At 61.1% G+C, this 21,631-nt stretch carries 19 protein-coding genes and 2 pseudogenes; 12 read left to right on the top strand and 9 right to left on the bottom strand.

Annotation, left to right across the window (positions count from 1 at the left end; all coding sequences use genetic code 11):
• Positions 1-9 precede the first annotated feature (9 nt).
• From ATY76_RS33755 to ATY76_RS17725, 8 genes are all read right to left on the bottom strand, one after another.
• Complete coding sequence (locus ATY76_RS33755; protein ID WP_190233677.1) at positions 10-147, bottom strand: hypothetical protein; 138 nt, start codon at positions 145-147, stop codon at positions 10-12.
• Positions 148-307: 160 nt separating this feature from the next.
• Positions 308-1,936: an ABC transporter ATP-binding protein gene (locus tag ATY76_RS17755; RefSeq protein WP_088676017.1), complete on the bottom strand. Its 1,629-nt coding sequence runs from the start codon at positions 1,934-1,936 to the stop codon at positions 308-310.
• Positions 1,933-2,850, bottom strand: coding sequence for an ABC transporter permease (locus ATY76_RS17750; RefSeq protein ID WP_088676016.1), 918 nt, complete (start codon positions 2,848-2,850; stop codon positions 1,933-1,935). Before ATY76_RS17750 ends, ATY76_RS17755 begins: the two co-directional genes overlap by 4 nt.
• A gap of 11 nt (positions 2,851-2,861) precedes the next feature.
• Positions 2,862-3,776, bottom strand: coding sequence for an ABC transporter permease (locus ATY76_RS17745; protein ID WP_190233682.1), 915 nt, complete (start codon positions 3,774-3,776; stop codon positions 2,862-2,864).
• Positions 3,777-3,851: 75 nt separating this feature from the next.
• Positions 3,852-5,360 (bottom strand): ABC transporter substrate-binding protein, encoded by a 1,509-nt coding sequence (locus tag ATY76_RS17740; RefSeq protein WP_088676014.1) that lies wholly within the window; start codon positions 5,358-5,360, stop codon positions 3,852-3,854.
• A gap of 86 nt (positions 5,361-5,446) precedes the next feature.
• A complete protein-coding gene (gene kdgD / locus ATY76_RS17735; protein WP_088676013.1) occupies positions 5,447-6,352 on the bottom strand; it encodes a 5-dehydro-4-deoxyglucarate dehydratase in 906 nt (301 codons plus the stop codon).
• Between the two features lie 60 nt (positions 6,353-6,412).
• On the bottom strand, positions 6,413-7,165 hold the full coding sequence (locus ATY76_RS17730; RefSeq protein WP_088676012.1) for a FadR/GntR family transcriptional regulator: 753 nt from the start codon (positions 7,163-7,165) through the stop codon (positions 6,413-6,415).
• A 366-nt stretch (positions 7,166-7,531) separates the two neighbouring features.
• Positions 7,532-9,304, bottom strand: coding sequence for an adenylate/guanylate cyclase domain-containing protein (locus tag ATY76_RS17725; RefSeq protein ID WP_088676011.1), 1,773 nt, complete (start codon positions 9,302-9,304; stop codon positions 7,532-7,534).
• A gap of 208 nt (positions 9,305-9,512) precedes the next feature.
• On the opposite strand from ATY76_RS17725, the pseudogene ATY76_RS17720 reads away from it, so the two are divergent.
• The 5 genes and pseudogenes from ATY76_RS17720 to ATY76_RS17700 form a co-directional block, all read left to right on the top strand.
• Positions 9,513-9,719 (top strand): annotated as a pseudogene (locus ATY76_RS17720) (transposase); the annotation flags it as partial.
• 92 nt (positions 9,720-9,811) lie between these two features.
• Positions 9,812-10,017 (top strand): annotated as a pseudogene (locus ATY76_RS34255) (hypothetical protein); the annotation flags it as partial.
• A 256-nt stretch (positions 10,018-10,273) separates the two neighbouring features.
• Positions 10,274-10,459, top strand: coding sequence for a hypothetical protein (locus ATY76_RS34250; RefSeq protein WP_088676010.1), 186 nt, complete (start codon positions 10,274-10,276; stop codon positions 10,457-10,459).
• Positions 10,460-10,578: 119 nt separating this feature from the next.
• Positions 10,579-10,965: a hypothetical protein gene (locus ATY76_RS17705; RefSeq protein ID WP_245309944.1), complete on the top strand. Its 387-nt coding sequence runs from the start codon at positions 10,579-10,581 to the stop codon at positions 10,963-10,965.
• A gap of 96 nt (positions 10,966-11,061) precedes the next feature.
• The gene (locus tag ATY76_RS17700) at positions 11,062-12,201 is read left to right on the top strand and encodes an ROK family transcriptional regulator (RefSeq protein ID WP_088676008.1); all 1,140 of its coding nucleotides are present in this window, start codon (positions 11,062-11,064) and stop codon (positions 12,199-12,201) included.
• On the opposite strand, the gene ATY76_RS17695 is transcribed toward ATY76_RS17700, so the two are convergent.
• On the bottom strand, positions 12,198-13,247 hold the full coding sequence (locus ATY76_RS17695) for a Gfo/Idh/MocA family oxidoreductase (protein WP_088676007.1): 1,050 nt from the start codon (positions 13,245-13,247) through the stop codon (positions 12,198-12,200). The two genes, ATY76_RS17700 and ATY76_RS17695, sit on opposite strands and share 4 nt — an antisense overlap.
• A gap of 351 nt (positions 13,248-13,598) precedes the next feature.
• On the opposite strand from ATY76_RS17695, the gene ATY76_RS17690 reads away from it, so the two are divergent.
• The 7 genes from ATY76_RS17690 (at position 13,599) to repA (ending at position 21,615) form a co-directional block, all read left to right on the top strand.
• A complete protein-coding gene (locus tag ATY76_RS17690) occupies positions 13,599-14,897 on the top strand; it encodes an extracellular solute-binding protein (RefSeq protein ID WP_088676006.1) in 1,299 nt (432 codons plus the stop codon).
• A gap of 257 nt (positions 14,898-15,154) precedes the next feature.
• Complete coding sequence (locus tag ATY76_RS17685) at positions 15,155-16,084, top strand: sugar ABC transporter permease (protein WP_088676005.1); 930 nt, start codon at positions 15,155-15,157, stop codon at positions 16,082-16,084.
• Positions 16,081-16,923, top strand: a complete 843-nt coding sequence (locus ATY76_RS17680) for a carbohydrate ABC transporter permease (protein ID WP_088676004.1) — start codon at positions 16,081-16,083, stop codon at positions 16,921-16,923. The genes ATY76_RS17685 and ATY76_RS17680 overlap by 4 nt, the downstream gene beginning before the upstream one ends.
• 40 nt (positions 16,924-16,963) lie before the next feature.
• Positions 16,964-18,202, top strand: a complete 1,239-nt coding sequence (locus ATY76_RS17675) for an ROK family transcriptional regulator (RefSeq protein ID WP_088676003.1) — start codon at positions 16,964-16,966, stop codon at positions 18,200-18,202.
• A 27-nt stretch (positions 18,203-18,229) separates the two neighbouring features.
• Positions 18,230-19,084 (top strand): sugar phosphate isomerase/epimerase, encoded by an 855-nt coding sequence (locus ATY76_RS17670; RefSeq protein WP_088676100.1) that lies wholly within the window; start codon positions 18,230-18,232, stop codon positions 19,082-19,084.
• Positions 19,085-19,106: 22 nt separating this feature from the next.
• Positions 19,107-20,168, top strand: a complete 1,062-nt coding sequence (ugpC, locus tag ATY76_RS17665; RefSeq protein WP_088676002.1) for a sn-glycerol-3-phosphate ABC transporter ATP-binding protein UgpC — start codon at positions 19,107-19,109, stop codon at positions 20,166-20,168.
• Positions 20,169-20,406: 238 nt separating this feature from the next.
• Complete coding sequence (gene repA, locus ATY76_RS17660) at positions 20,407-21,615, top strand: plasmid partitioning protein RepA (RefSeq protein ID WP_088676099.1); 1,209 nt, start codon at positions 20,407-20,409, stop codon at positions 21,613-21,615.
• The last annotated feature ends 16 nt before the right edge of the window (positions 21,616-21,631 follow it).

Raw genomic sequence — 21,631 nt, 5'->3', positions numbered from 1 at the left:
GGCGGCTAGCTAACGTTCCTCATCTGACGCACGAAGGCCCACGACCTCTGCGGCACCGAAAGGACTTCCGCATCGGCTGGCTGCAGCGGCAATCGCGCCCTTCTCGACTGTTCCGATGAACGCCTTCAGTGCGGCGTCGATGTCCATCGATAACCTTCCCCTGTAGATCCGATTGCCATAACCAAAGGCCTGATTGCGGCTGCAGAAGGGCGTCAGCAATCCTTCTTCGGCCAGCTCTCAACCGGCAGTACTGCCGCGGCAAGCCGCGCCGCTCCACCGCCAAGTGCAGCGATCACACCGGAATTGGTCATGCCCACTTTGGTCTGGGCACTGAATTCAGCAGGGACTTCGTGTAGTCATGCTTCGGGCAGTTGAACAATGTCTCGGTCTCGCTTTCCTCAACGACCTTGCCTTGCTTCATCACCAGTATCCGGTGAGCAAACTCCCGCACGATCGGCAGATCATGCGTGATGAAGACATAAGAGAGGCCAAGACGCTGGCGAAGATCAGCCAGAAGCGCGATGACCTGCATTTGGATCGATACGTCGAGAGCGGAGACTGCCTCATCGCACACGATCAGTTCCGGTTCGCTGGCAAGCGCGCGGGCAATCGCGATGCGTTGACGTTGGCCACCGGAAAACTGGTGCGGATGGCGGTCGGCATGCTCTGCCTTCAAACCGACGAGTTCCAGAAGCTCCACGACACGGTCTTTCCACCGCGCCTTTGGCAGAATGTCGCGATGGATCACCAACGGCTCCGAAATGATCGAGCGAACGTTCATTCGCGGATTCATTGATCCAAACGGATCCTGAAACACCATCTGCACACGCCGCCGAAAGCCGTTCAGCGCCTTGCCTTCCAGCCTGAAAATATCCTCGCCGGCGAATAGTGCCTTGCCTGAGGTCGGATCGTTGAGCCGCAGGAGCATGCGCGCGATGCTCGACTTGCCCGAGCCGGATTCGCCGACGATGCCGACTGTCTCTCCACGGCAGACGTTGAAAGTTACGTCATCGACGGCCCTGAATTCCCGTCCGGACGAGAAGGTGCCGGAACCGAGCATGTAATGCTTGCTCAGGTGTTCGACCTGCAACAGGATCTCACCCTTGGTCTCGGTGCGGGGCTGCTTCGACGACGACCCGGCATGCGGCACGGCCGACATGAGCCGGCGCGTGTAGGCGTGGGCCGGGTTGGTGAAGATATCCCTCGCAGGGCCGGATTCGACCACGACCCCGCCGTTCATGACAATGATGCGATCCGCCATGGACGCGGCAACTTCAAGATCGTGAGTGATCATGATCAAAGCCATGCCTGTTTCGCGCTGCAGGTCCCGCAAAAGATCCAGGATCTGCGACTGGACGCTCACATCCAGCGCCGTAGTCGGCTCGTCGGCGATCAGGATGTCCGGCTTCAGCGCGATTGCCATCGCGATCATCACCCGCTGGCGTTGGCCACCGGAAAACTGGTGCGGATAATAGTCGGCCCGCTTTTCGGCCTCGGGGATACCAACGCGTTCCAGCAAATGGATGACCTTGTCCCGCACCTGGCCAGCTTCGCCGCCGCCATGGCTCTCGAAAACTTCGGCGATCTGTCGTCCTACCGTATAGACGGGGTTGAGATAGGCCAGCGGATCCTGAAAGATCATGGCGATGCGCCGCCCGTTCAACCCGCGCCGCCCCTCTTCGTCGAGCCGGGACAGATCCGTTCCGTCGAAGATCAGCGAACCGGAGACGATATCGCCAGGCGGGCAGTCTATAAGACCCATGATAGTCCCGGTACTCACGCTCTTGCCGGAGCCGCTTTCGCCGAGGATCACCAGGGTCTCCCCCCGGCAGACTTCGAAGGACACGCCATCGACGGCACGAACCGGATCGCCTTCGGACAGGAAGTCGACCGTCAGGTTGTCGACCTTGAGAATGGGATTTTCCGAGGCGGTCATCGAGGGGCCTTTCGCAGCGATTGCAAACGCCAGCGCTGCAACGGGTCGGCAACCGTCCTTGCCCAACTGGCGAGAATGTTGAGAGAAAGCGTCGTCAGCAAGATGGCGAGTCCCGGCCAGAAGGCAATCCACCATGCGGATGCCAGATAGCCACGACCGTTGGCGACCATGGCGCCCCAAGTGAAGTCCGGTGGCTGGATGCCGAGGCCAAGAAAGCTCAGAGAGGATTCTGCCAATATGACCGTGGCGAAATCGATCGCTGCGATCGTCACCAATGTCGGCAGCACCAGGGGGGCTATGTGCCGGAAGAGGATGCGCGAGGTGCCGGCGCCCATGGAACGCGCGGCGCTAACGAACATCCGCTCGCGCAATTCGAGCACCTCGGCTCGCGCCGTGCGGATGAAGATCGGCATGCGGGTGATCGCCAGTACGATCACAAGGTTCATCATGCTGGGGCCAAGCGTGTAAAGTACGATCAGAGCCAATAGCAGCGAAGGGAAACTCATGATCACGTCGGCGAGACGCATGATGACATGGCCGTACCAGCGCTCGGAATACCCGGCAATCAGCCCCAGCGTCCCCCCTGCGGCCATGGAGCAGAAGACAGCGGCGGCGGCGATGCCGAGCGTATTCTGTGCGCCGACGATCAGTCGCGCCAGAATAGCGCGCCCCAGAGTATCGGCACCGAGGATGTATATGAAACCATGTTCTAGGGAAAATGGTGCCAGGTTGCGCTGCCGCAGCCCGAGCTTGCCGGCGAGGTCACCCATCAGCAGCGACCCCACCAGAACGCAAGTGATGAGCACCAGCATGAAGAGCGCAGCGCACAGCGCCAGCTTATCGCGGGCAAGATATCTGGCCAGCTGCCGAACGCTGCCGGGCGTCTCCAGGGATACCACCGTCACTTCGGCCATGGTCCGCTCCTTCAATATCGGATACGCGGATCGAGCGTGACATACAGCAGATCGATCGCGATGTTGACGATGAAGATGGCGACGGCGGTGACGAGGATCGTGGACTGCACAACAGCGAAATCCCGCTGGATAATCGAATCGATCATCAGCTTGCCTATGCCCGGCCATCCAAAAATGGTTTCGACGACGACGGCGCCGTTGATCAAGCCGGTGGCGAGATCGCCCACGACGGTGACGACCGGCAGCAGCGAATTCCTCAGGGCGTGACCGAAGATAATCCTGCTGCGCCTCATGCCTTTTGCATGCGCCGTCTTGATGTAGGGCGAGGCGAGGGCCGAAATCATCGTTCCACGCACCACCTGCACCAGAAGTCCGAATGGGCGCAGCATCAGCACGGCGATCGGCATGATCCAGTGCAGGCCGGTACCCGTGCCGGATGTGGGCAATAATCCCAGACCGACGGAGAAGACGAGAATGCCGACGATCGCGATCCAGAAATCCGGCGTGCTGGCGCCGGCCAGTGACAGCAAGCCGGCGATACGGTCAAACACGCTCCCGGGCCGCGCGGCAGCCAACGCTCCGACAAGGATGGCAAGCGCCGTTGCGAGCGTCATCGCGACCAAGGCGAGTTTCAACGTCGCTGGAAATGCTTGCAGCGCGACGTCGATTGCGGACCTGTTCTGGCGGAGGGACTGACCAAAATCCAGCGACAGCAGGTTCTGCAGATATTGCAGGAATTGCACGTGGACTGGCTGGTCAAGACCGTTCAGCCGCGCGAAAGCCTCTCGCGCCTCGAGGCTGGAATCGAGCGGCAGATAGAGCGCCGAGGGATCGCCCGTCAGGCGCGTGAGAAAGAAAACGATAGTCAGCAGACCGAGCAGCGATATTACGCTGTGATACGCCCGCCGGCCGATGTAGCCGAGCATCATGCGGAACCTCTGGTTTTACCTGGAGTTCAAGCGAGCGCGAAAGGGCTTCACGCTCGCCCGGCATATCGCGGCTCAGTTTTTGAGGCCGATATTGGCGAGCGGAATCTCGCTATTGGTCGCAATATCAGGTTTCCAGTCGAGACGCGTGCCGACGCGGGTGTATCCGATCATGTGGAACATCGGTATGTCCAGCGCCAGTTCGCTGTGCACCTTGTTGAAAACCGCCTTGAACTTTGCGGTACGATCCTCTCCGGTGGCCGCCATTGCACCAGCGATCTCATTGTCGAGCGCGGCATCGCTTACCGTCGAATAGCTGCCGGCCGAGGTGTAGAAGATCGGAATGGTGAACGCGGCGTCGCCCTTGTTGTTGTCATGCATCATTTGCAAGAGGTTAGGGCCACGGCCCTCCGGGAACGGTTTCTGCAGGTAACGCAGCCAGTCGTTCACATCCAGCATGGTGAGCTTCACGTTGAGGCCGACGTCTTGCCACATGGCCATCATGGCTTCCATGGCTTCCGTTCCGTTCGGATAGATGCCGTTGCGGCCAATCAGCTCGATCTCGGTGTCGACGGGAACGCCGGCGGCCTTTGCCTCTGCAATCAACGCGCGAGCCTGCTCGGCGTCGAAGGACCACGGCGCGAGCTTGTCATCATGGCCGTTGATGCCGGTAACAACCATCTGCGCGGCGCGATGGACGTCATCTCCGAAGAGTTGAGCCAATCCTTCCCAGTCGATGGCCAAGTTGAGCGCCTTGCGAACGCGAACGTCGTCAAGCGGTGCAAAACCGGCATCGATGCGCATCGCAGTTGTTTCCGAGTTAAGATAGGCGAAGTCCGTTGCGGAATTGGTTGCATCCTGGATCGCAATGGACGGCGTCAGGTCGGCCTCTCCGGTCTCGACCATCGCGGCGCGGATCGAGGATTCCGGACGCCAGACATAACTGGCCTTGGTGATTGCCGGCTTCTCCCCCCAGTAACCGTCGAAGCTTTCCAGCACCACCGTCTGCGGTGTGAAGCTTGCAAGCTTGAAGGGGCCGGTACCGATCGGATCGTTGACCGCCTTGTCCACCGGCGTGTTCGGCGACACGACCATGACCACGCTAAGCAACGTCGGCAGGATCGGCTGCGGACTATCCGACTTGATCTCGACGGTGAGGTCGTCGACCGCGGTCACCGTGAGCTTGGCGGCGCCGAACTTCGCTATATTGCTGCAGGTCACCTTACCGCCCGTCATGCGTTCGATCGAGAACTTGACCGCTTCGGCGTTGAAGGCGGCGCCATCCTGAAACTTCACGCCTTCGCGCAGCTTGAGCTGCCAGGTGTTCGGATCGGTCTGGTTCCATTCAGTGGCTAGGCCCGGTGTCGCCTGACCACTTGTTGGATCGATGACCGTCAGCGGCTCGACGACGTTTCGGCTCAGGATCTGGCCCACGTTGGTGATGATCGTGCCACAAGGCTCGAGGTTCGCGGGTTGCTCCGGCAGGACGATTTTGATTTCGGATGTGTTTTGCGCCGTGGCGTGGCCGGCGAAACCCGCCACGGCCATCGCGCCTGCGATGATACGAATAGACTTTATTGCCATTTGCACTCCTCCCGAAAGTGAAACGATGATGATTACGTCATTGTGAGGTGAGCAGGCGCCGTTCTCTGGGCCTGCGCATATTCTCGTCAGCGGCGCGCCGCTTCGATCAGGGCGCGCAGGATTTCCCGCTCCTCGCCCGTCAGATCGACCAGCGGAGGGCGAACCGGGCCCGGCTTGTGGCCGACCAGATCGACCCCCGCCTTGATGATCGAGACAGGGTAACCGGCCTTGCGATCGCGAAGTGCGGCAAAGGGAAAGAAGAAGGTGTGGAGGATATTCTCCATCGTCGCACGATCCCCGGCGCGCATGGCGCGATAGAACCGTTGCGCCAGTTCGGGTACGAAGTTGAAGACCGCCGAGGAATAAGTGGTAACACCCACGCCATTGAAACCTTCGGCGAAGAGTTCGTGCGTAGGCATGCCGCCGATATAGCAGAGCCGATCGCCCAGCTTGGCCGTAACGTGGCGCACCAGATCCACCCTGCCGGTGCCGTCCTTGAAACCGATGAGGTTAGGGCAGGCATCCGCCAGGCGCGCAACGGTATCGGCATTGGCTACCGAATTGGCACGGTTATAGAGTATGACGCCCAAGCTTGTGGAATCGCAAACTGCTTTAACGTGAGCGTAAATGCCCTCCTGGGGCGCTTCCGTCAGATAGTGCGGGAGCAGGAGGATGCCATCAGCACCGGCTTTCTCCACGATCGCCGCAGTCTCGATGGCCAGAGGCATCCCGTAACCACAGCCCGCGATGATCGGCACGTTGCCTGATACGTCCTTGGCAGCCTTTGTTACCTCACCCACTTCGGATGGCGAAAGCGAAAAGAACTCCCCCGTTCCGCCAGCGGCGAACAGGGCGGCGGCCTCGAAACCGGACAGCCACTCAACGTGTCGACGATAGCTATCCAAGTTGAGCCTGTAGTCCGGCGTGAAGTGCGTGACCGGGAACGACAAAAGCCCCGAACCGACTCGCGACTTGATTTCTTCAGGTGACAACGAATTCCCTCCCCCGCTCGCTTCTAACGGGAGAAGTCATATGATGACCTTTAGAATGAGTCAACCGGCCTCATCATTTTTCTGCGTTGGCCCCCAGGCCGTCAAAGAGCGATATCGTTTGATGCCCGTCATAAGATGTCGCCGCATCGCCTCGCGTGCCCGGTCAGGGTCTCGGGCCAGGACAGCCTCCGCGATCTCTCGATGCTCATCGAGGATCGGTGCGTCCCTGTTGGGTAGTGGATCTATGCCACCCATGACGGTGCGGAACTTCACGCGCGGAATCATCCGTCGGCCGACATGTTCTAGAAACGTTCGGAAGCGGGCGTTGTTGGTCGCCGTTGCGATCGCCATGTGGAACTGGAAGTCCGCCTCATCAGTCGGCTTCCCTTCCGCAACGAGGCGGGAAAACCGTTCGACCTGCGCCTGGATCTCCGCCTCCTGCGCCGGCGAGCTGCGCACAGCCGCAAGGCCGGCGGCCTCCACCTCTATGCCAATTCGCAGCTCCAACTCTTCAATGATGTCGGAAATTTTGTCCGTGTCGCTCGTAAATAAGCGAAGTCCCGGATCGGTGTGCCGCGGGCCAATCACGAAGACTCCTGAGCCCTGTCGCGACTCGACCAGTCCGTCCGCACGCAACGCGGCAATCGCCTCTCGCACGACTGTCCTGCTTACCCCGAACTTATCGATCAATGCGGGCTCGGTGGGCAGCTTGTCTCCGGGCGCATAATAGCCTGCATCAATTTGCCCACGAAGTGCGTCTTGAACCCCTGCTGTTAATGATCTGCGACCACGCGAGCGTATCAATTCAGACATCCGGTCCCCTGGATTCGTCACAATTCATCGTATGAGAATAGCACGCACTTCAGCGTTTTGCGAACCATTTCGGGAAGCAAACTCCGCGGCACCTAGATCAGACGCAGGTGATGTCGAGCAGCTCCGGGCCGCTCGCAAAAAAGGGCTCAGTTTCTTCACGGCGGACTCTGGCTCCCGGATTAATCGAGGAGCTTAAAGCGGACCATCAGCTCGTTACCCATGGACAGCAGGTTGGCGCTCGATATCGGCTGCAGAGGGCGGCTTTGCAGCTTCTTGAAAGCAGATGGTGCCGTCGATCGCCCGCACTGGCTCTCGCCCATCCTCTGTGCTGGCCGCAACAGGTTCGAGATCGGACATATTCACCCGTCATTGTACGACCCCCGCATTGCGCAGCCCCTCCAAGACGAGCTCGAAAGCGCCGGGGTCCTTGAAGGGCAAGACTTTGCGACGATATTCCAATGAATAATCGGGATTGACGCGCAGCACCTCTTGCCACATCGCGCGAGCCTCTTCGAAACGGCCGAGGTGTCCGTAACAGGCGGCCAGAAGCGCGCGCGAGACATCGGTGACAGGGTTGCGGCTCACACGCTGCAGCAACAGCTCGATGGCCTCTTCGTACCTTCGCAGTTGAAACAAGGCCAAGGCCTGAAAGTGGAGAACGACATCCGGAAAGTATGGATTTAAGACCCTCGCCCGATCGAAATAGGCGAGTGCCTCCTCAGATCTACCTGAATATATGAGTGCCTCACCGAGGCTGACCTGCCCTTCGGCAAAGTTCGGATTGAGGACTATCGCACGCTCGACCTCGCTGATGGCTCGATCGTGCTGTCGCGAGTAAAGCTTGACCACACTCAGTGCCCAGTGCGCCACGGGATCGCTATCATCCCGCGCCACCGCCAGCGTCGCAGCCTCTTCGGCTTGCTCGAGAGAGCGTTGCGGCGACTCGCTCCACCGGTTCAGGTAGTCGAGCCCGTGGGTAAGGGCGAGGAAGGCGTGCGCTGAGGCGAAGTTCGGGTCCAGGTCGACGGCACGCTGCAAGAGGTCGCGGGCATCGCTGTTCGTTTGCCTGGTCAGCCGGTGCCACAGCTCCCTGCCACGCAAGAAGCAGTCATAGGCCTCGGGGTGCCGGGTCTGCCCCGGCACCAGTCTTTGCCGATCGCCCTCGGTCAGATTGAGCGCCAGCGCCTCGACGATCTGCTGCGTGACATCGTCCTGAACCGCGAATATGTCGGTGAGCTCGCGATCGAACCGCTCCGCCCATAGATGCCCGCCGGTGGTCGCGTCGATGAGCTGCGCCGTGACGCGTACCCTGTTGCCCGATTTGCGTACGCTGCCCTCAAGTACGTGGCGCACGCCAAGCTTCGTGCCCACTTCCTGCACATGGACATTCTTGCCTTTGAAAGTAAAAGACGAATTACGAGCGATGACGAAGAGCTGAGACAGTTTCGATAGCGCCGTGATGATGTCTTCCGAGATGCCGTCGGCGAAGTAGTCCTGTTCGGCGTCACCGCTCATGTTGGCAAAGGGCAGAACGGCGATCGAGAGCTCCGGAGACGCGGCCGTCGCCGGTCGGCTCGCCGCGGTTTCCGAGGTCGCGGCTGCCTTGGTTCCGGCGCTGCCGACTTGCAGCGAATAGATCCGGATCGGCTCGGCGATGTTCTTGAGCTGCGTGTTGCCGAGATCGCAGACCGAGAGGTCGAGTCTCGCCTTGACCTGGCGATAGGCATCCTCGGACAGGCAGATCGCGCCGGCCGCGGCGACCCCCTCCAACCGCGAGGCGATGTTGACGCCGTCGCCCATCAGATCGCCGTCGCTTTCCTCGACAACGTCGCCCAAATGGATACCGATCCGGAACTCGATGCGACGGTCCTGCGGCACGCCGTCATTGCGCTCCACCATACCGTTCTGCACCTCGATGGCGCAACGCACGGCGTCCACCACGCTGCGGAACTCGACCAGCGCACCATCGCCGGTCCGCTTCACCACCCGGCCGTGGTGCACGGCGATCGTCGGATCGATGAGATCGCTGCGCAGTGCCCGCAACCTCGCCAGAATGCGGTCCTCGTCGGCGCCGGCAAGTCGGCTGTACCCAACCACGTCCGCGGCCAGGATTGCAGCCAGCTTTCGGGTCTCGCTCATGGCGCCGTCTCCTCACCTCCACGATAGCAGGGAGGCAGAAGGCAAGAAAGAACTTTGAGCCGCTGCTCAGAGCGATCTTATGTGAGATCGAGCTGGCCATGGCTCATGTGGACGCTGCCGAGCGTGTAGCCCTACGCAATGGCTTTGACCTGCTACGGGTAATTTCCTCCAGATTGGAATAGAGTCCGGCCTATTAGGGGACGGACGCATGAAGAAGCAGAGATTTACGGAAGAGCAGATTATTGCGGTGCTGAAGGAGCAGGAGGCTGGCGCAGGCCGACCTCTGCCGCAAGCACGGAATTTTAGAAGCAACGTTGATAATTGGAAAGCCAAACACGGCGGGATGGAAGTCTCGGAGGCGAAGCGGCTGAAGGCGCTTGAGGACGAGAACGAAAAGCTAAAGAAGCTGCTAGCCTAACAAATGCTGGATGCGGCCGCACTCCGCGAGCTTCTCAGCTTTTATTTCCGCTCGCCTTCGGCATTGCCCGATAGCTATGGAATGCGAGCATGCCAAGACAAGACGTTTCCTCACGCGATTTTCAACGAAAAATCTCAGACCTCTGCGAGGTACGGATTGCGCCGATCGCATCGAAACAGGTCCTGGAGATATCAAGCCCTATCTCATCAGCTTGATCATCTATCGCAAGCCACCGCCTTTACTGAACGGCCGTCTCGACTGGACGACGATCGCGGAAGCCTGCGGGATCGAGGCCTGCTCCGCAACTGTTGGACCTTTGACTGCGACGGAGGTCAGTGGTTTTGAATGCCCAATGCGGCTGCAAAACTCATATCTTCGCGAAAGGCTGCCGAAGGATCGGATGAACCACGACGGAAGATTCGCGGCGAAGCCCCGATGAGCTTTCAACGAATAACGAAATCTTGATCGGCAACAACGCTTATCGGGTCGCGAGACCGGCCCTATCTGTGCGCTCGTTGTTGCCGATTTTTGGGCAGCGATGGGAGGGTAAGATGCTTCAGATTCGCAGATCATTGACAGCCGTTGCAGCCATCATCGTGGTTACCGTCTCATCGTCCTGCACGACGAGCTCGACCGACTCGGCGCAAACCGGCTCGGTGGGGTATAGCAGCGTCGACTATGGACTGAGACCCGCCTGCAGCGGCGGCTTCGGCAACGATCGTCCTTGCAGCTATTAGATCATAGCTCGTTAATGCGTTATTAGAGTAAGGCTTGCACCCTCTGCATCCGAGGGGCAAAAGACCTTATGACTCAAGAGAACCCCACTCCATTTCGGTCTATTATTGAGCGCGCAAGGATGTTCGAGCCGCTGTTGGAAGCTGACCCGTCTTTTCGTGAGAAATGGGAGCGCTTCCAAAACGAATATCGATCTGAAGATGAGTTGCCGCTCTATCTTGCGCTGTCAGATTTTGCTCGTCATCTGATCGAGAATTTGGAGACCGGAAATACCCTGCGGTTTGATGGCATTTTTGATGTTGTTGAACGCTGGCACGTTGACGGCGATCCGTATGTTCAAGAGGCGGCCACGATCGGGCTCCTCGAAGATCTTCAGAACACCAATTTGCATCGGGAAAAAACCTGTCCTGAGGATTTTTTGCCTTGGCTGCGACCGGCCACACGTGTTTGGTGGGCCAGAGTTCACGAATTCTGGGGAAGTGATACCAAACCAATCGGTGCGCTTTAATAGAATCAATTGCTTGAAAAGCTCTGTTGGAAAATACTGAGCGGCATCGCAGCGGATGCAATACACAACCGAAATGTTGCTCTAGGAAAGACGGTCATGCGGTATCTTCGGTCAGGGCCGCGTCGGCTTCACACCCAGGAGATGGGCGCACCGCGCGCCAAAACGGTGGGTCTGAGGTCGGGCGAAATCGCCGACCGGAATATTCGCGTCATCCTGGAAGCCATCCGCCGGCATGGGCCGCTGACGCGCACCGAGCTTGGGCGGCATAGCGGGCTGACCGGGCCCGGCATCACCAATATTCTGCGTCGGCTGGCGGATGAGAAGCTCGTCACCTCGAACCGGCGCAACGGGCTTGGCGGCGGCGCCACGGCGACGGAATTCGCGTTGCGGCCGGAAGGCGCCTTTTCGGTCGGGGTGAAGCTTCGCGAGCGGCGCGGCGAGATCGTGCTCGTCGATCTGAGCGGCCAGGTGCATGAGCGGGCCTATTTCGACGTGGACCCGGCGGACAAGGTCCAGTTGGTGCATACGGCCGTCCGAGACATGGTCGATCGGCATGCCGCCAGGCCGGTCATCGGACTCGGCATCGCCGCCAACGACTGGACGGAGGCTGAGAGCGACGCGATTGCCGCGATCTCGACGATCGCGCGCCCCTATGTCGAGAACGAGTGTACGGCGGGCCTTCTTGCCGAGCGCACGATCGGCAGCGGCCTGCCGGAGGGCGGGCTCGCGATGATCATCATCGACGACGACGTGCAGGCGGGCTTCCTCATTCGCGGCGTGCCCTATTCCGGCGTGCACGGACGCGCGGGCAGCATCGGCGAAATGCTGACCGGGCCCGACAATGTCCAGCTCAATACCGTCGTCGGCTTCGGATCGCTGCGCGCGCGCATCGGCGAGGAGGATTTCGCCCGGCTGCTGAAGGGCGAGGAATTCTCCTGCCCCCTGCTGTCGCAATGGATCCGCGAGGCCGCGGGCCATCTGCTCGATCCGATCATCGCCATGGCCGGCTTCTTCGCCCCGAGCACCGTCATGATCGGCGGAGATCTGCCGCAGGGCGTGATCGAGGCGCTGATCCACCAGCTTTCCATCGAACGGCGCGATACCGCGACGCGGCCGATCATCACGCCATGGATCTCGCCGATGCGACCGGCAAGTTTCAGCGGCGGCGGCGTGGCGCTCGGCGCGGCGCTGCTGCCCTTCCTCAACACGCTGCTGCTGCCGCCGGCTTCGGCCTAAGAAGTGAGCGCCTCGTCTTTGTGGCTGAGATCGGAAGCGAGCGCCTTGTCGAGTACCTTCTGGATATTCGCCGCGCGCCGGAAGGATGGTTCCTGGGTCTTGCCCGCCCGCACCGCCTGGACGAAACGCTGGTAATTGGTCTCGACGGGATCGAAGGGCACGTCGCGCCAGGTCGCCGTGTGCACGTCCTCGCCGAGGCAGGCGCGCAGCGTCGAATTGCCGGTATCGTAGATCATCTCGACCGAGCCGGTTTCGCCATAGACCCTGAGCCGCAGCTGGTCCATCTGGCCGGCGGCGGTGCGCGTCGCCTGGATCGTGCCGATCGCGCCATTGGTGAAATCGACATTCATGGTGAAACTGTCATTGGCGTCGAGATCGTACTCGCCGATCTTGTGGCCGGGCGCCTTGTCGAAGGTCTTCAGCCGGGCAAAGACATGGGCGACGTCGAGGCCCGAGCCGTAGGAGGCGAAATCGACGATGTGGATGCCGATATCGCCGAGCGCCCCGTTCGAGCCGTGCTTCTTGCTCAGCCGCCACAGCCATTTGCTCTCGCTCTTCCAGTCGCCCCAATGGCGGCCGACCAGCCAGCTTTGCAGATGCGACGCCTCGACATGGCGCACCGCGCCGATCTCGCCGGCGAGCACCATCTGCCGGCCTTTCTGCAGCGCCGGCGAATTGCGATAGGTGAAGTTGACCATGCCGACCTTGCCCGCCCGCTCGATCGCCTCGGTCATCTCCATGGCCTTCGCCGCATCGGTGGCGAGCGGCTTCTCGCAGAAGACATGCTTGCCGGCGGCAATCGCCTGCAGCGTCGTCGGATGGTGGATGCTGTCGGGCGTGACATTGGCAACCGCATCGAACTCGCCCCAGGCGAGCGCATCCTCCAGCGAGAGGAAATGATTGGCGATGCCGTGTTCGGTGCAGAAGGCCGCCAACCGCTCCGGAACGACATCGACGCCGCCGACGACGCTGACGCCTTCGATCGCCTTGAAACGGGCGGCGTGCTGATTGGCCATGCCGCCGGTGCCGAGAATGAGTAAACGCATCTTCTCCTCCACAAAGTTGAATATCCGGCTGCCGCCGGGCAAAAACCGCCGCTTGCGGTCGCGGCCATCCGTGATCGCTCGGGCTCTCCCTCGGGAAAATTGCGGGGTGGATGCGCCACGCATCCAATGGACGCTGCATCACTTCGATCCGGCGCATGACCTCGCGAAGTCGACTCGATTTTCGCCGGCAGCGCGCTAGCTGCTGTTGAATGTCGCCAGCATCTCGATCCTCCCAAAGCTCTGGCTTGACATCAAATCAAAGTAACTTAATCTAATTAATGCAGCACGGAAATGAGGAGAGGTCAACCGACCGCCAGGCTGTAATCGTTCAAAATGGGGAGGAGACCCATCATGAAGAGCGCGACCGTCAGCGCATTGACGCTGAGCACTATCTTATTTTCAGCATCCGCCATTTTTGCCCAGGAACTTGCCACCAAAGACCGGATCGGCCTTGCCGATGCGGCCAAGACCCTCGTCGTCCGCCTGACCAACGACAGCCCGAACAATTCCGATCCCGCCATCGCCGAGGGCTATCAGAAGCTGTTCGTCGAATTCATCAAGAAGCATCCCGAGTGGAAACTGCAGATGCAGTTCATGTCCTCCGACATCGGCACCGAACAGGCCAAGATGCTGGAGCAGGCCAAGGCCGGCAATGCGCCGGATTGCGCCGCCGTCGACTCCTTCGTGCTGTCGCAGTTCATGGTCAACAAGGTGCTGGCCGATTTCACGCCCTACTTCTCCAAGGAAGAAGTGGACGATCTCTTCCCCTTCATCCGGACTGGGATCACCGACAAGGACCAAACGGTGCGCGCCTGGTGGTGGGATACGGACCTTCGCGTGCTCTACCGCAACAAGTCGATCGTAGCAGATGCGCCTGAGACCTGGGACGACCTGAAGAAGGCGGCGCTTGCCTCCACCAAAGAAGGCATGGAAGGCGTGCTCTTCAATGGCGGGCGCTGGGAAGGCACCACCTTCGACTGGCTGGCGAACTACTGGGCGCTCGGCGGCAAGCTGGTCGACGACAGCGGCAAGCCGGTGTTCGGCGAAGGCGAAAACAAGGAGAAATTCCTGAAGGCGCTGAACTATTTCAAGGATCTCGTCGATTCCGGCGCGGCCCCCAAACGCGTCAGCACCATCGCCAATTACGACGACATGAACGCGGCGGCGGCAGCCGGCACGACCGCCCTCTTCATCGGCGGCAACTGGCAATATGCGCAGCTGAAGACGACGCTGGAGGAAGACGAGTTCGCCAACTGGACCTTCTCGCCGATCCCCGGCCCTTCCGCCGATCAGCGCTCGACCGGCACCGGCGGCTGGACGATCGCCTCCTTCAGCAAGGACAAGGACAAGGTCGAGATGTGCGCCAACCTCGCCCGCGAGGTCTATATGGGCCCGGCCAACGCCCTGCAGCAGCAGCTGCCGACGCGCAAATCGCTGTTCGACAAGTACGAGGTCTTCTCCACCGAAGCCAACAAGACCTTCGCCCAGGCTCTGGTCAACGGCCAGGCTCGCCCCGGCGTGCCGATCTATCCTGAAATATCCAACCAGATCCAAATCATGATGGGCGACGTGCTCTCGGGCACGAAGAAACCGGAAGAAGCCCTCGATGCCGCCTTCAGCGCGGCGATGGAGGCTTACAAGCGGCTGTGATGCTGGCGGTTAAGTTCAGGAGATTGGCGAGAGCGGCCCCTCATCCGGCTGCCGCCACCTTCTCCCCGCCCGCGGGGAGAAGGGAACACGCCGCAAGCTCTCGATCCTTCGCCAGCGCCTCCCAGGGCACGTCCCCTCTCCCCGCTCGCGGGGAGAGGGTTAGGGTGAGGGGCAGCGGCGATCTCCAACGCATCAGACAGCGGCGGCGCCTGCCCGTGGGCGTCGCCGGCTTTGCCAAAACCCGGACAGAGAAGCCAATGAGCCCCATTGCCATCGAGGCCGAAAGCCCGCCTCAAAGCAGAACGTTCATGCGCCGGTTCGCCGGTGCGCCCCTGCCCTGGATCATGCCCGTGATCATCGTCATCGGCATATTCTATCTCTACCCGGTCATCGACGTTTTCCGGCTTTCCTTCACCAATGCGACGCTGATCGGTGACAATCAGGACTATACGCTGGGCTCGATCACCAATGCGCTGAGCTCGCCGCAGCTGCCCGACATCTTATGGGCGACGCTGATCTTCGTCGGCGGCAGCGTCATCGGCCAGCAGATCCTTGGACTTGCCGTCGCCGTCACCGTCATTCGCGGCGAAAAGCGCGGCCTGTTCGGTACGACGATCCTGAGAACGACGGCGCTCGTCGCCTGGGTCGTGCCCGGCATTGCCGGCGGCATCATCTGGCAGATGCTGTTTTCCGAAGCGCCCTACGGCGCGCTGAACAGCATTCTGAGGCTGATGCACATGCCGACCGTCGCCTGGCTTTCGGATCCCGCCATCGCGCCATGGTCGACGCTGATCTCCAACATCTGGCGCGGAACCGCCTTTTCCATGGTCGTCATGTATGCGGCGCTGAAGGCGATCGATCCCTCGCTTTATGAAGCCGCCGAAGTCGACGGCGCCACCGCCTCGCAGCAGTTCTTCTTCGTCACCCTGCCGCAGCTGCGCGCCGCCATCCTCGTCAACATGATCCTCATCACCATCCAGACGGTGAACACCTTCGATGCGATCATCACGCTGACCGGCGGCGGTCCCGGGCGGGCGACCGAGGTCATCTCGCTCTACGTCTTCAACATCGTCTTCCGGAACTACGATCTCTCCGGCGGCAGCGTGCTCTCCGTGCTGATGCTGATCATCAGCCTCGGGCTCGCCTGCATCTACGCCTCGTTCCTGCCGAAGGAGGAAGAGCAATGAGCCGGCGCACCGGAACACGGCTCGGCGATGCCATGAGCTATCTCTTCATGCTGGCGATGTTCATCTTCTTCGCCGGCCCCCTCACCTATCTCCTGTCGATGGCGATGCGCGACAAGCGCGAGATCTATCGCGGCGCGGCGCGTTATATTCCCAACAATCCGACCATCGACAATTTCATCACCGTTCTCAACAACAGCTATTTCCCGATCTATCTCTGGAACGGCCTGAAGCTCGCGGCGCTCAGCGGCTTCGGCGTGCTGATCGTGGCGCTGCCCGCGGCCTACGCCTTTTCCCGCTTCAATTTCCGCGGCAAGGGCCTGTCGATGATGGGCCTGCTGCTCTTCCAGATGATCTCGCCGCTCGTCATCATGGTGCCGCTCTACCGCTACATGAACCGGCTCGGAATGCTGGACACGCATTTTGCCGTCGTCATGGTCTACATCGCGCTCGGCGTTCCGCTCGCGACCTGGCTGTTGAAGAGCACGGTCGACGGCATCCCGCGCAGCCTCGACGAGGCGGCGATGATCGACGGCTGCAACCGGTTCTCGGTCTTCTGGCGCATCATCCTGCCGCTGTCGGCGCCGGGCATCGCCTCGGTCTTCATCATCACCGTCATTGCCGGCTGGTCGCAATTCCTCGTGCCGTTCCTGCTGCTCACCAAAAATGACCTGATGCCGATCGGCGTGGGAATCTTTAACTTCCGCGGCATGCAGACCGACTCGTCCATTCAGCTGCTTGCCGCCGCCTGCCTGATCTCGGTCGTTCCGGCGATCGTGGCCTTCCTTTCGCTGCAGAGGCTGATCCTCGGCGCGATGACCAGCGGCGCGGTGAAGGGATGAGGCCGGTTCTTCCCGTGAGGCGCAAGGAAGGATTGAACGCATGAACCAGATGCCCGGCACGAGGCTCTCCCCGGATCTGACGGGCGCCAATGTCGAGGATGCCGGCGAGCACAACAGGGCCGTCGTCCTGCGCTGCATCCACCGTCAGGCGCCGATCTCGCGGGCCGAAATCGCAAGGCGCACCGGTTTCACCAAACCGGCCATCGCCCGCATCGTCGACCGCCTGCTCGACGAGGGCCTGATCATGGAAGCCCGCCGGCGCCACGGGCTGCGGGGCCAGCCGGCAATCGAGCTGGAGATCAATCCGGATGCCTCTTACGCCATCGGCATCAACATCGATCGCGATCACCTGACGATCCTCGCCGTCGATGCCGTCGGCAATGTCCGCGCCCGCGTGCATCATGAGAAGCGCTTCATCCTGCCTGGCGAATTCATGCAGCTGACATCGGATGCGATCTCGCATTTCCAGCGCAGCCGGCTGATCGACGATGCGCGCCTTTGCGGCATCGGTCTCGCGGTGCCGGATTGGCTCGGCGAAATCTCGCTGCTCGGCAAGCCCGACGCCTATCAGGAATGGACGGAATTCGATGTGCGCTCAGCCCTTGAGAACCTGACGCAGCACCCCGTCTTCATCGAGAACGAGGCCAATGCCGCAGCCCTTGCCGAGCTCGATTACGGTCTCGGCGCCGAAAGCAGCAGCTTCTTCTATATCGCCGTCAATGCCTGCCCCGGCGGCGGCCTGGTGCTCGACGGCAACGGCCATCGCGGCGCCATGGGCCTCAGCGGCGAGATCGGCTGGCTGCCGATCGCCGACGGCCGCGACGGCAAGGGCCAGAAGGTCCAGCTTCTCGGCGAGATCTTCTCGCTGTTCTTCCTCTATGATTTCCTGGCTAAACACGGCATCGAAGTGAGCGTTCCCCAGGACCTGCTGACGCTCGACGCGCATGGAAGGCGGCTCGTTTCGCAATGGCTCAAGGAAATGAGCGCGCATCTGGCGGTCGCCGTCAAACATATCGCCATGATCGTCGATCCCGACGCCGTGCTCGTCGGCGGCAGGCTGCCGATCCGCATCGTCGATGAATTGCTGCGTTATGTGCACGAGCATCTCGACGCCGAGGACACCAACCTGCCGTCGCTGCATCGCGCCTCGATCGGCGAGGACGCCTCGGCGATCGGCGCGGCGGCCATGCCGATGGCGGCCGCCCTGATGCTCGCATCGGCGGATGTGGCCCAACGCACCCGCTCGCCGCTCAAATTCATGGATCGGCTGAATAGTTGAAACGGCCGCAAGGCCCGGGAGGATATGGTGAAGATCGGCTTCTATACCTCGACATTCAATGACCGCCCGCTGGAGGAAGTGGCGGATTTCGCCGCATCGGCCGGTTTCGATGCGATCGAGATCGATGTCGGCGGCCATATCAAGACACCCGACCGGGTGGCCGACGCCGTCGCGCTGGCGAGAAGCCGCGGCCTCTTCGTCTCCTCTCTCACCTATTTCGGCAACCAGCTCGATGCCGACCGCGACAGGCGCCGGGAGCTCCGGGCAAGGACGGCGGAGTTCGCCCAGGCGATCGGCGAGACCGGCGTGCCGATCTTCGTGATCTTTCCGGGCCGGGACGACAGCGCCAGCGACGAGGCCAATTATGACGATTTCGCCGACTTCGCGAACGGTCTGATCGCCGAGACGCAATCCTCCGGCCTCACGTTTGCGATCGAAAACTGGCCGGGACCGAAAGACAATTTCATCGGCACGACGCCGAAGGGATGGCAGGCGCTTTTCGCCAGAATCCCGGATCGCCGCTTCGGGCTCGAATTCGATCCCTCGCACCTCATCCGCATCGGCGTCGATCCCTATCGGGCGCTGGAGGCGGTGAAGGATCGCATCGCCATCCTGCACGCCAAGGATACGGCGATCGATCGCGAGGTCCTGCAGGCGATAGGCTATCACGGCAAGGGCTGGTGGCAATACAAGCTGCCGGGGCTCGGCCTTCTCGACTGGCCGCGTTTCCTCAGCCAGGCGCGCGCACATGGCTTCGACGGCACGCTGTCGATCGAGCATGAAGATGCCGCCTATGGCTGGCCGGGCAAGGATCTCCATGCGCGCAAGGAGGGCGAGCGCCTCGGCCTCGATTATCTCAAAAGCGTCTTGAACGGACTTTGACGGCGAATTCTGGAGGAGTTTCATGGCTCATGTTTCGGTCAACAATGCACGCAAGGATTACGGCGCCTTCAAAGCCATCAAAGGCGTGTCGGTCGATATCGGCGACGGCGAATTCGTCGTGCTGGTCGGCCCCTCCGGCTGCGGGAAATCGACGCTGCTCCGGATGATCGCCGGTCTCGAAGACATCACTTCGGGCAAGATCCAGATCGGCAAGCACATCGTCAACGAGCTGGCGCCGAAAGATCGAGACATCGCCATGGTGTTCCAGAACTACGCGCTCTATCCGCATATGACGGTCGCCAAGAACATGGGCTTCTCGCTGCGGCTGAAGCGCATGCCGAGGTCGGAGATCGACCACCGGGTCGGCAATGCCGCCAAGATCCTCGGCCTCGAAAATCTCTTGGAACGCTATCCGAAGCAGCTTTCGGGCGGCCAGCGCCAGCGCGTCGCCATGGGCCGCGCTATCGTGCGCGATCCTGCCGTCTTCCTGTTCGACGAGCCCTTGTCGAACCTCGACGCCAAGCTGCGCGTGCAGATGCGCTCCGAGATCAAGGAGCTGCACCAGCGGCTGCAGACGACCACCATCTACGTCACCCACGACCAGATCGAAGCCATGACCATGGCCGACAAGATCGTCGTGATGAAGGACGGGTTGATCGAGCAATCCGGCTCGCCGCTCGAACTTTACGACCGGCCGAGCAACCTCTTCGTCGCCGGTTTCATCGGCTCGCCGGCCATGAATTTCATCAAGGGCAGCATGACGGAGAACGGCTTCCGCACGGAGGATGGCCTGGTGCTGCCGAGCGAGCGCCGCCCGCGCGACGCGGTCATCTACGGCATCCGTCCCGAACATATCAGCCTCGACCCCGACGGCATCGAGGTGACGACCATCGTCGTGGAGCCGACCGGCTCGGAAACGCTGGTCCTCGTGCGGCTGGGAGGGCAGACGCTCACCTGCGTCTTCCGCGAGCGGATCAGGGCCGCCCCCGGCGACATACTGAAGATCGCGCCGATCCACGATGCCGTGCACCTCTTCGCCACGGACGAGCAGCGCATTACCACAGGCGAAGCGCCCTTGAGTTAAGCCCGCCGAATGCCCCCTCCCCTTCGGCCGGGCGCCGCCGGGGGCGCTTATCGGCGCCCCCGGCCCAAACTCCCCGGCCTTCCAGCCATCATGCAGCGCCGACCAAGTGCTTGAACGTGCAGCCAAAAGGTTAATATGCGTTAACCTTAAAATTCTTGGCCGGTATCGGAGAATCGCGGATAATAACGGTTACAGGGGCTTTTGATCCCGAAAATCGTTATCCGAGAGATTGCTGCCGATGAACGCTAATTTCAATGCCCTGAAGGCAGCACCACTGCATTTCGAGGATCAGATTCTCGAACATGGCGACGTGATATCGAAGAAGCTGCATCTGCTCAGCGTGCAGCGTTTTCCGCCGAATGCGAAGAAGACGCTGCGCAGCTTCTCGCTGGCGGAGGTCGCCAATTATGTCGGCGCGTCACAGAGCACGCTGAAGAAGCTGCATCTCGAAGGCAAAGGCCCCTGCCCCAAGACCTCGCCTTCCGGGCGGCGCTCCTACAGCGCCGAGCAGATGCTGGAGCTGAGGCGCTATCTCGATGCGCATGGCCGCTCCGAAAGCCGCATGTATGTGCCCCATCGCCGCGGAAACGAGAAGCTGCAGGTCATCGCCGTCGTCAACTTCAAGGGCGGCTCGGGCAAGACGACAACGGCTGCCCATCTTGCCCAGCATCTGGCGCTGACCGGCCACCGCGTGCTGGCCGTCGATCTCGATCCGCAGGCCTCGCTCTCCTCCCTGCACGGCTTCCAGCCGGAATTCGACCAGGCCTCCTCGCTCTACGAGGCGATCCGCTACGACGGCGAGAAGAAGAAGCTCTCGGAAATCATCCACCAGACCAATTTTCCTGGCCTCGATATCGTGCCGGCCAATCTCGACCTGCAGGAATACGAATACGATACGCCGCTCGCCATGGCCGACAAATCGAGCAATGACGGCAAGACCTTCTTCACCCGCATTTCGCGTGCGCTCGCCGAGGTCGACGACCGCTACGACGTCGTCGTCATCGATTGCCCGCCGCAGCTCGGCTATCTCACGCTGACGGCGCTGACGGCGGCGACCAGCGTCTTGATCACCATCCATCCGCAGATGCTCGACGTCATGTCGATGGGCCAGTTCCTGCTGATGCTCGGCGGCATCCTGAAACCGATCCGGGCGGCCGGCGCCGAGGTGAACCTCTCCTGGTACCGCTATCTCATCACCCGCTACGAACCGACCGACGTGCCGCAGGCGCAGATGGTCGGCTTCATGTCGACCATGTTCCACGAATTCATGCTGAAGAACCAGATGGTCAAATCGACGGCCATCTCGGATGCCGGCATCACCAAGCAGACCCTTTACGAGGTCGAGCGCTCCTCGATGAACCGGGGAACCTATGATCGCGCATTGGAGGCGATGGACGCCGTCAACGCGGAGATCGCCGGCCTCATTCACCAGGCATGGGGGCGGTGAACTTGTCGGCTGACAA

This window comes from Rhizobium sp. R339, assembly GCF_002211395.1.
Classification (GTDB): domain Bacteria; phylum Pseudomonadota; class Alphaproteobacteria; order Rhizobiales; family Rhizobiaceae; genus Rhizobium.
Note: the sequence above shows the minus strand (reverse complement) of the source record. Positions and strands in the feature narration are given on the sequence as shown.